7 protein-coding genes and 1 pseudogene are annotated in these 11223 nt (G+C 46.9%); 3 read left to right on the forward strand and 5 right to left on the reverse strand.

Annotated features, from left to right (window positions below; all coding sequences use genetic code 11):
• Positions 1 to 1292, reverse strand: a 1292-nt coding sequence (locus F4X55_04445; protein MYC40246.1) for a hypothetical protein, incomplete at its 3' end; no start/stop codon positions are given.
• A gap of 853 nt (positions 1293 to 2145) precedes the next feature.
• On the opposite strand from F4X55_04445, the gene F4X55_04450 reads away from it, so the two are divergent.
• Positions 2146 to 2562, forward strand: coding sequence for a helix-turn-helix domain-containing protein (locus tag F4X55_04450; GenBank protein ID MYC40247.1), 417 nt, complete (start codon positions 2146 to 2148; stop codon positions 2560 to 2562).
• 277 nt (positions 2563 to 2839) lie between these two features.
• On the opposite strand, the gene F4X55_04455 is transcribed toward F4X55_04450, so the two are convergent.
• A complete protein-coding gene (locus F4X55_04455) occupies positions 2840 to 3994 on the reverse strand; it encodes a transposase (protein MYC40248.1) in 1155 nt (384 codons plus the stop codon).
• 889 nt (positions 3995 to 4883) lie between these two features.
• Between F4X55_04455 and F4X55_04460 the strand changes: the two genes are divergently transcribed.
• Positions 4884 to 7655, forward strand: a complete 2772-nt coding sequence (locus tag F4X55_04460; GenBank protein MYC40249.1) for a lamin tail domain-containing protein — start codon at positions 4884 to 4886, stop codon at positions 7653 to 7655.
• Positions 7656 to 7773: 118 nt separating this feature from the next.
• On the opposite strand, the gene F4X55_04465 is transcribed toward F4X55_04460, so the two are convergent.
• Entirely contained in the window at positions 7774 to 8451 is a 678-nt protein-coding gene (locus F4X55_04465) for an IS982 family transposase (GenBank protein ID MYC40250.1), read from the reverse strand.
• 220 nt (positions 8452 to 8671) lie between these two features.
• Between F4X55_04465 and F4X55_04470 the strand changes: the two genes are divergently transcribed.
• The gene (locus F4X55_04470) at positions 8672 to 9634 is read left to right on the forward strand and encodes a hypothetical protein (protein ID MYC40251.1); all 963 of its coding nucleotides are present in this window, start codon (positions 8672 to 8674) and stop codon (positions 9632 to 9634) included.
• Positions 9635 to 9890: 256 nt separating this feature from the next.
• Here the strand turns inward: F4X55_04470 and F4X55_04475 are convergent.
• Together F4X55_04475 and F4X55_04480 are read right to left on the reverse strand one after the other, a co-directional pair.
• Positions 9891 to 10307, reverse strand: a pseudogene (locus F4X55_04475) (phage integrase family protein).
• Between the two features lie 56 nt (positions 10308 to 10363).
• Positions 10364 to 11206 (reverse strand): restriction endonuclease, encoded by an 843-nt coding sequence (locus F4X55_04480; GenBank protein MYC40252.1) that lies wholly within the window; start codon positions 11204 to 11206, stop codon positions 10364 to 10366.
• Positions 11207 to 11223 lie beyond the last annotated feature (17 nt).

Raw genomic sequence — 11223 nt, forward strand, 5'->3', positions numbered from 1 at the left:
GCATCCGAACCCCACATAATTTCACTGATGTAGAGCCCCGAACCGATAAGGTCAATCGTGCCACCATTAGCGAGGAAGGTTTCCAAGTTCGGCAAACCGCCTAATCCAACAAGGTTATACTTCAGTTGTGCAGGCGTCCGTTCGTTCGCCTTCGGTTCGTCCTTATCGTTACCGGGATTATTGACGATGCCCGAATTGCCCTCGTTTTTCGCAAAGACAGTCCATCCACTCGCAGGAATACGGATCTCCTTGGGAATCACTACCTCAAGACCTGCCGCTTTATCTTTAAGAATTTCTTGACCAACCTTGACGGTGAGTTGGTCCATACCCTCTGTATAACCATTTGCTGCGGGGGGCATATACATTTTTGGCATCATCTTTTCCTGATCATAGAATGATTTTACTTTAACAACAATGTCGTTCTTATTCTCATACTTCGGCGTAATAACGACAATATAGCGATAAAGCATCATGTTACGACCACTGGATGCTAGGTCACCTGCAGTAAATGTGCCAGCACTTGCACGGGTTTCCATCATCATATCTAAAAAAGTTGGATCCCCAGCAGTTGCGTGTGAAACATCAATATGATCTTTCTTGAAGCCGTCTTTGCGAGGTTCTTCACTTAGTGTAATAAGGACTTCAAAAGTATCAGCAGTGACAGGACGCAGCTCACTACCGACCCTCTCAATTTTATTTACAACTGGCTGACCTACTGGAATAGCGTCAGGCCCAGCGTCACCTTCTGCCGCAGCAACATAATGAAGTTCAATGGAGGCCTCTTTATTTTTCCCTGCAGCCTTTCTTGTGGTACCATCAAGTTCGGCTCTCGGATCCGCAAGTTCTACGGTCTCTTTTGGTAGATAGACAAGAACCCGTGTTATTGCCACATTAGCCGCTGCATCAGAAGCAGGCGCAGCAAGAGAACTTAAATCTGCCATATAATGCATGCCATCGGCAGTTCCATCTATACTTATTGCCCCAAGTGTAGGCGCACCACTAACAACCTGTCCACCAAGCTTATTATAGGCAATAACCGTGAAATCGTCATCTCCTAAGTCTGTGCCACTTGCAGCATCATCAGTGCCCTGAAAATTTATTACCTTTGTAGACATAATCTTAATCGTAATTGCTGAGCCATATACCACTTGGTTACCATCAGCAAAACTCATATCTGCGTCGCCTACACTCAGTTTTATCTCAAACTGCGCCATAGCGGACGGCACTACGAAGGCAAGAGCAAAAATTGTTATTAGACTTGTTAACGAAACTGTCATTTTCTTTGACAACATTCGTTTTATCTCCTTGTTCTTATGGAATAAAATGTTTGACGGGTTGGGAGACCCAACCCCTACTTACCTAAAACCTAAATAAGAACGGACTCAGGGATTATTAAATCCGTATCTTGATTTGAACTTAACCTTTTGCACATTCTGTTAGGTTGCAACTCTGTTGCACACTACGATGTGCTATCTTCAAGGGTTGTCCGATGTGCTTCTAACAATGACTCTTTATGTGCTGAGATGAGTTCCTGTTCAAACTCTACCCACATTGGACTTTTCCGCCAACGGGAGACATTTGAGACAGACGTTTCGAGAAGCGTCGCTATCTCATTATCCGTTTTCCCAGCGAAAGACATCTCACATGCAGTCAAAATCATTTTTGTGTTTGAGCGGCGCATCGTAAATTCCTCGCGTAAGTGTATGAAAAATCTCGCGTTTCAACCCTTTACGCCATTAATTTTACACTATATAACGCTTCTTGTCAAATTATTTTTCAAAAAAATGCAGTTTTTTTCAAAAAAGGTGCATGATTTATCAAAAAAGGTGCGAAATTCGTCAAAAACGTGTAAAATACATGAAAATCGCCATTTGGTTTATTCTGTAGTGCAAACTTCTAACGTGCGTATCCTCCCTGTGAGTGTTTTGTTACTGACCCCTGATGACTGAAGCGGTAGGTTTAACTTCTGTCCAATTTAATTATACGTATTTCTACCCCTAAAAGTCAAGTGCCGTTGCACTTTAGTATATACTTTAATATATAAGGGCAGGCAGGCACGCACCCTGTGCCGTCCACTTCATTATAGGGCAGGTTTTGTGCCTGCCGACTGCCCTGATAAGGGGATTAGGAGTGTTACTCAATACCATGAATCAAGAAATCTATCTCTCTGTCGCACAAGCCGCCGATCTACTGGGTATCTCGCAGGAAACGCTTTACAAAGAGATACAAGCCAAGAACCTCACCGCCGTAGAGAACCCAGACAGGAAGCGGAAACATCAGGTCATCGCACACAGCGAACTCTCGCGTCTCTACGGCAACGTATACATCCCCGATGGGTACCTCGAATACGCCGGGGACAAGTCCGTCGATTTTGTCAGAGTTGCGCTCCGGCAGGAGAACGAGCGACTCCGTAAGGCGTTGGAAGATACCCAGAAACGTGAGCAATTCCTCAATGACCAACTCGCCACCGCACTTCAAAACCAAAGAACACTCATCGAGGCACACGCAGAACTCACAAAAACCCTTGATAACCTCACCACCATACTGGAGAATATGACGTAGATTCTTGGTTTTGTAAATCTTTCAATAATTTTGTAAAATACCGCTTTATTTTACAAATAATTCCTATCGAATTACAATCTTCTCAAATCTACATCTCTCGGGAGATTCCCACATTTCTCAATCCCGGTCCCTTCCTCATTGCGCCTTCCGTTCCTGTTCTTTCTGCTTGTCCGGTGGTGGATTCTATTGACACTCCCACGTCTAAAGTCGTGGGATTCTTGCTTCGTCATTTGTAACCTCCCGCAAGTGGAGGAATTACACAAACTCCACAAGCGTTTTAACTCTCCGTGTATCCCACGGCGAGGGTTCTTAAGTTGATTGCTGCGTTGACATCTCTATCGAGAAACATACCACAGTTGCTACAGTGATACTCCCGAGCCGACAGCGTTAAGGCATCTTTTTTATGTCCGCAACTGCTACAGATTTTAGAACTTGCGAAAAAGCGATCCGCCTGCACAATCGGGATACCCAATGCTTGGGCTTTCGTCTTGAGTTTCTCAAGAAAACCTCCGAGTGCCGTATCAGATAACGCCTTTGCTAACTTTCGATTCTTAAGCAGGTTCGTAACCTGTAGCGTCTCAATACCGATTCTGGATGCACACTTGAGAATATCGGTTGTCGCTTGATGGTGGGCATCGCGTCGGATACACGCAATCCGATAATGGATACGCTCTACTTTTCGCTTTTGCTTGTACCAGTTCTGACTCAAGAAAACTTTACGACTCAACTTGCGTTGTTCTCTCTTGAGTTTTCGCTCATATCGCTTCAGAGGTTTCGGGTTCTCATACTTTTTACCAGTGTCAAGCGTTGCGAGCGTCGAAATGCCTACATCTATACCGAGAGTGGGGTAGATAGAACGTTCTATCTGCTCAGGTGTTCCAATATCGGTATGAGACGCAAAATAATCAATAAACTCCGATGATACAGGGCATCGTTCGATAGGAGGCTCAACTTCTACAGAGACGGACGCAAACCAGCGGTGCGCGGTCCTTGAGACCGTAACAGATACGATTTTCCCCTTAAAACGCAATTCCTCAAACGTCTTGACCCACCCTATTTTAGGTAATTTGATACGTTTGCCTGCCATGCGGACGGCCTGCTCATCGGTTGTATAGGAATGTTTACACCCGCGCTTCTTGAACTTTGGGAACTTCGCACGCTTTGCTTTCCAATTGTCTATAGCAGCACCGAGATGATGGACGGCATACATCGCGGCTCGCTGATCTTGTGCTTGCGTCCAATCAAACGCTTTCTTCTTCTGATTAAAGCGTTTGTTAAGGTCATACATGGACAAGAAGTTATCCGCTGAGAGTTCCGCCTTAAAATCAGACAAAGCTGAGTTATATGCAAACTTCGCATAACCGCATTGCTGGTAAAACCATGCAATCTGAACCCTGTCCGGGCGTAATGCAATTTTGTGTGTCTTTATCATGGTATATCAAGTATCAAGTCTTTAACCCCTAACGAGTGGGTAGGCAGCCACGTTACCAAGTGGTAACGCTCGTTATGACTGCCAACTTGATACTATAATTATACCACAATTCTGTGTCAATGTCAAATCTATTTAAGAGTTCGGAAGACTCCCGAACCCTTATGACCCAACGCTAAAGCATTGGGATTGTTAAGGGAGTCTCTTCACTCCTACTGAAATACCCCAGCGTTTCCCTGGGGTGTTTTTAATCTCCACCTTTCCTTCTATCCCCCATCCTTGAAATTCCACTGCCGGGTCTCCCCTGGCGATAAGGACTTTCAGTTGTTAGTTTTCTGGCACGTCTTTAGACCGCGACGACACCGCCGCACTCAACATCCTTCTGAGGGCTGCAGCATCCCTTCGTGGAGAGCGGTGGGTTCCCCGCCTCTATGAAACGAGAAACAGTCCCAAAAAGCATTAGGCTTTAAGACCTCCCATCCGTTGACAACACGCTGTACCCTCCCTAAATGTTTTTCTGAGGCGTTGAGCGTCAAGAGAGTGCGGTTCCTGTGGCTAATTTTCAGAGGATCAGCACAACGTCTTCGGAAATTCGGTTGCCTGTTACTTTTTGTTAACTTTTCCCGGCTCTCCAAGTGTGTTGAAATTCTGCTGAAATTGTGGACAAAACTTAACTGTATGTATCAAAATTGGCGAAATTGGAGGGTTTTTTCCCATATTTTCCCTGTTAAACTTAACGTTATGTGCAAAAGGTTAAGTTCAAATCAAGATACGGATTTAATAATCCCTGAGTCCGTTCTTATTTTCTACATAAAGGTTTTAGGTAAGTAAGGGTTGGGTCTCCCAATCCGTCAAACATTTTATTCCACATAAGAACAAGGAGATAGAACGAATGTTGTCAAAGAAAATGGCATTTTCGTTAACAAGTCTAATCACAATATTTGCGTTGGCTTTCGTGGTGACTCCTGTAATGGCGGGTGATTTCAGCACTACGGTTACCGCAATGCATTCAACTGCAGTTGAGAATGTAAATGACAATGATGTAAGTCATGCGGATCATACCCAGTTGGAAGCTCTCACGATTACCCTTAAGATTACATTTGGTCAAGTTGTGGCGTTAGGAGCAGGTGAAGGTTTTGCTAGGGCTGACGATATTATATTTGAAGCTACTAATATGGATGGTGGTTTCCTTAGCCTTGATCCTGCGACTGTTTTTAGTACAGCGGAAACGATAAGTGATGATGGAAAAGAAGTCACGCTACCAATGACTCTTCCCACCGGTACTGCCAAGTTATACGTCCAAGTCAAAGCAGGTTCGGTTGGTGCCGCAAGTATCCATGTTGGTGACGATGACGATGCAAACGCGAAGGGTGAGTTAACGATCGATGTGTTAACAGTAAATCCTCCAGGCATGCCAGATGTTTTGAAGATTGCCAGGGTCGGTGAGCCTTATGCAACAGTCACTTCTGAAACCTTTATGGTTCATGTGCTGTTGAGTGAAGACCCTAAAGGGGGTCTCAATAAAGACTTGCTTGAAGTCTCAGAAGCGGATATTAGTTCGGTTGTTAAGTTGACATCGCCAATAGCAACAATGACAGTAGCACAGATAGGTGGTCTCGTTGCTGCAGATGGCTCAGCGGTTGATGGGACTACCGTTTTGAATACTTTAGATACGTGGCGGGATGGGATGTTGCATTTGTATCTCGTTACCCTCAAAACGAAGCCAGGCGAGAAGACGGTCACGATCAAAGTCAAAAATTTTTCAAGTAACGAGAATCCTACTCCTGGTGACTCTCAAGAAATGTATATCAGGGGTTCTGATAGTTCTCTTAATGAAGGTAGAAATATCCTGACGGTCAAGACGAAACAGGATGACCCGAAAACCCCGAAAGCCGCGGGTATGAAGTTCGGTTTACCGAAAGGTAAAGTCATCCCTGCGGGTGGCTACTTGGTGCTTGCTGAGGATAAAGCGGGTTCTTCTATTCATGTACCTCCGGGTGCTATAGATAAAACCCCAGCGCCCCACGAACGGAATGCTTCTGAGTTGATCTATAACGTCATTGACGATGGGGATCTCCCGAACTTGGAGACGTTCCTCGCCAATGGTGGCTCGATTGGGGTCATGGGCCCGAATGCCTTGATGATCACCGAGATCATGTGGGGATCGGATGCGAGTTTGGACGATCCCGGCAAGAGTCAATGGATTGAGTTATATAATGCGGGGAGCGAGTATAAGACCCAGGATGGCGATAATACCACGTATTTGATTTTCTATGGTGGAGGTGAAACTCCCGCAGCAGGTCTTCATGATCTTGCAGGCACTGTTGATGCTGTCCAAGGCCATTGGTCTATCGCAGGCAAGGGGCAAAGTGGTGCGAGTGGTAAACGAATAACGGTTAAAGATGATAAGAACATTGATGTTGAAGCAACCACTCAAGCCCCTGTCATCAGTCCGATTATCTCTATGTCTCGTGTGATGACGGGTGGCACTTACGCAAAAGGCACGCTGGCGAGTTCTTGGGTGCAGTCAACGTCCCCAAGTTCAAACTTTGAGGCGAATGCTCCAGGTGTGCATATCGGTAGTCCCGGTGGGATGCCTGTGACGTTCCCGGAACCGCCTGCTCCACCGCCTGCCCCCGCCCCTGCCGCCCCTGTTGCAGGTCCAATGGATATCAAGATTACGGAGATCATGGTAGACACGGGTAGTGGCAGACTCCCACAGTGGATCGAACTCACCAACGTCTCTGGCGCAGCGAAGAGCCTTGCAGGCTGGTCTTTGATGATAACGAACGCTGCTGCGGATGCAGATGTGATTGGTGCGACCGTGAGTATCAACCTCAGCGGCACGCTCGGTGTCGGGGGTGGTGAAGGTGCTGGCGGCACGATGGGCAAATCGCTCCTCTTGGTCGGTGGCACTGCCCGCAGCTCCAGCAACTTAGCCGGCAGTGATCGGGTTGTCGACATCTCCAGCCAAGTGGGTCAAAGAGGTCGGTATGCGTTCATCAGCTCCATAGGTTTCATGGCGGCACTGATACCGCCCCAGATGACCGGTGTGTTGGCTTATGGCGACACGGCAGGCAACCTCGGTGCCGATGAAGCCTGGGAAATCCCGATGGACGATAGTGGGCGTTCTTCGCTGATCCGTCGTGAGATGGATGCTGGCATGGCAACAATGGGCACTGATGCCAATGGTTGGGTCCTCGCCTCAAGCACGTCACTCGTCGATGGGCCCGCAACCTGGTATGGCAGCGATGAAGACGCTGGAACACCTGGCTATGATGCAGGTGGACCGCTACCCGTTGAACTCTCACACTTCCGTCCCGCACGCGACAAAGCCACCGGCGCAGTTGTGATTACTTGGGCAACGCAGTCGGAGTTGAACAACGCTGGATTCTTCATCAAGCGTTCACAGCAACGCGACGGTGAGTTCAAAGTCATCAATGCGACCATGATCGCCGGTGCTGGCACGACCAGTGAGAAGCAGTTCTATACCTTCACGGATACAACTGCTCAACCAAACATCGTATACTACTACCAAATTGAAGACATCTCCCTCGATGGGAATCGTCAGACGCTCACCCGTGGCATCCGCCTGAAAGGGCATATCGGTGCCGCCGGCAAACTTACCTCTACATGGGGTGAATTGAAGTCGTCCAATGAGTAGTAGCAACAAAGAGGTTATTTCAGGGATAAAATTTGTTTGAACTAACCTTAACCAAACGGAGCCGGGGTGTCCTTGATGCCTCGGCTTTCGTTTTTATGCTTACTTGGCGGATAGGGTCTCAGAAGAACATAACCCTCGGATTGCTGGTGGCGTTTGTGTCGATGCCTTGCTTTCGGAGTTTCTCCCGCAAGTCTTTAGAGATATACCCCCTATCTCCGTAGAGACTCCCGTGAAGCGGCGTCTCCGGGTTCATCCCCCAAAGCAGGCTGCGGTCATCTCTATTCCCGGGGGTCAACGCAACGTCTAAGATGTCACCCGTGTCATTGATGATCAGGTGAAGTTTGAATCCATAAAACCATCCCATAGAGGTTTTCCCGCGTTCAGAAACCTTCTCCGCAAAGACCTTGTGGAATGAAATCCGCTTGTTATCACACACCCGCAACCGTGTCGAATCCACGAAAGAGATACCGCGACAGGTTCCGGTGTGTGTCGAGAGGTAAAACGTCAGCAGTCTCAAGACTTCTTTTTTCAGTTGCACCAAACGCGTATAACTCACCAACCGTGGAAACGCAGCCTGCCAATAGACGCAGACGTGTTTGAAATAAAAGTGCTTAAACGTCCGATACCCACTTTGATGGAAAGCGATCAGGACCGTCATCACCTCGCTCGGATGCAGGGTTCGGGGACGTCCCCGGGGGTCTATCCGTGTTGCCTCCGGGAGACACGGTGTGGATTTCATTTTCTCATATTCAAGAAAAAAGTCGTCTATTTCGCAGAAAAGTGATACAATACTCATCGAAGAACTCCTTTTGGTGAAGATGTGATAACTTCATTCGTAGCCGAAGTCGTCGCAGACATCATCGAGAACCTGAGCGACACCGCCAAAGCAGAGATTCTCAGCACCGCAGAAGAAAACCTCATTCAGTTCCATAACAACTGGGGTCGGGACATCCGCAACCGCTATAACCTCTGGCGGAACGAGGAATTAGTAAAAGCGACTGGGACAGAACACCCGGATGATGCATCAGGCGTTATTATCAAAGCGGTTTGGGAGGCGTTATAGGAATCTGAAGCAACTTAAAGAAAGGAAGGAGATGAGCATGGCTGCTGACATAAAAAAATTAGTTAGCCAAATTTGTAATCTGACCGTTATAGAGCTTTGTAAGCTAGTTGAAGCCCTAAAAAATAAATTTGGGTTAGGGACATCAGATACAATTAGACCGGATATCAACGGTGAAGAAAAGAAAATTAAACCTAACGAAGATTTACCCACACCTAACTCTGAAAAGGCGAAGAAACTAAAACCAGCCCCTGATCCCTCCTCTATTGAATCATGTGATAAGCTAGATAATGAGCCTGAAGATAAAGAGGCGAAGCCAGTTCCATCTGTACCTACTAAAAGGGAATCAAAACCAGTTCCTGATCCTCCGTCTGTTGAAGTGTCTAACTCGCCAAATGAGCCTGAATATAAGCCTATTGATGAGGAAGAGGCAGAGACAGATCAAAAGGTACCTCCTGCAGTTCCGAAAAAAACTACCGAAGCGGAATCAGGATTTAACCCTAATCTTACCGACTACGATTCCAATCGGGTTTCGACTAAACAGAAATCAAACAACCGATCGAATTCATCACCTCCTAAGCCTAAAGGTGAAAACTATGATTTAGTGTATGCGTGGAGGTATTCTGATAATAAGAGGTACGCTAAAATTGGTAGATCTACGACGCACTTGTTACCTACTCGGATGCCTGTAACGTATTATCCTACAGGTGACCCGGTATTGATTGGTATCCGGAAGTGTGAGGATCTCCAACACGCCGAAGACCTGCAGAACCATATTCTGAAAGGATTGAAACGGCCCCGTCGTGATCGTGAATGGGTAGAAATTGATGAGATGTTTAAGAAGATGATTGATAAGTCATTTATATCGGACCCTGATGAACTGAAGAAAATATTTGGCGAAAACATAAAAACAGAGTAATCATATTTTGAAAGCAGCTTATGACAAATAGGACAAGGTTTTAAAAGTATTTTGGGAAGACGCTTTCCGAATGTAACGTAACTGTGAAAACGTTAGATTCAGAACACGAACCCCCATGTTCACTATGTTCACAGGCAATTTGAAAAACTTTAAGATTGAGAAAATTAACAAATAGTTAATTTGAATGGGTTGTCGGTAATGCGTGGGAAACCGGCACAAGACGGGTTTTTCCTACCGGTATTGGGGGTTTCCGTCAGCTCAGGCCCGCCGCTTGAAACGCCTTCTTGAGCATCTCGTGTGCGGTTTGTCTGTTCATCGGCACATATCCTTTTTTGTTCCGAGAGGGAAACAACGATCGGGACGGTGCAATCGTTTTGTATTGCGCCTGATGCCATGCGATAAGCTCTTCGATTGCCGCTCTGCCGTCTGAATTCACCGGCACGGCTCTGGAGACTTCACCGCCTTTGACGATATTCTTATCAAAGAGCAGATCGGTCACGGCGCGTCCGTTCTGATAGACATCCCCGATCTGTAGACTTAGCAACTCACTGATGCGTCCGCCAGTGGAAACGCCGAGCATGAAGAGTCCGCGGTTGCGTGCTTCAAATGTGCCGTCGAAGCAGGCGGAAACGAGTCGGATTTCGGTGTTATTGAGGGGTCTTGTGCCTTTCATAATTGGTTATCAGTTGTTGGTGCGGGTTGCTTCGCAACCCTTTCAGTTATTAGGAGTCATATTCTCCCTTTAAACACTTGTTCGCCATGCCAGTGAACATAGCCTTCGTCCGGGTAATAGGTTTGCTCTGACGGAAAATAAATGTCTCTGCCATCAAACTGTGCTAACCATTCTTCAAAACCTATTGATGTCGAGTCCACCTGTTCCGATACCCTGATAGTTAGTTCATCCGACAAGGTAAATACCCCACGGTCGAAGAGTTTGTGGTGTAAGGCACAGAGTGCCATGCCATTCTGGGGGATGTCGGGACCTTCTGCACTATGCCATTTGATATGTGCAGCTTCTATCGCGATTGGACGATCATCAAGCATCACATTGAACCCACAGATCGCGCAGCGGTGCCTGTAGGCTTCTAAGACTTCTGAACGGAATCTGGGATTTCGGGGGTTTAGTTGAGGTCCGGGGGCTTGGAGTTGCGGAGGAATCCCGATCGCCCATCCAAATGTCCATTCAATACCAACCGCTTGTAGAATATCTGCATGGTACGTGACAGGAAAATGAGAACCCAAGAGCCTACCCACTATTGCAAATCTCAAGTCTACGTCGTTTCGGAGTTGTGCAGCAATCGGCGGAAGGAACCCGCCGACTCCGTGTTCCCGTAGATCGCCAATAAGTGCATCGCCCGTTGATGTTCCGTCCGACCGTCGACTTTCGCTAATTTTGTGTTCGTTCGGTATCTCCCAAATCCGGTCTTCAAGGTTTCGAGCATTTTTCAACCGCCAAAACGGGTCTTGGGGGCGATAAGAGGAACGGTGAGGTCCAAACTCTTTCAACAGCTCGCGGAGATCGCCTTCTATCTCTTTATAGTAGGACTTACGCAGTAGCGATTTATATCGCAGAGGATTTCAGTTGTTGA

The sequence above is a fragment of the Candidatus Dadabacteria bacterium genome (genome assembly GCA_009840385.1).
Classification (GTDB): Bacteria; Desulfobacterota_D; UBA1144; order Nemesobacterales; family Nemesobacteraceae; genus Nemesobacter; species Nemesobacter australis.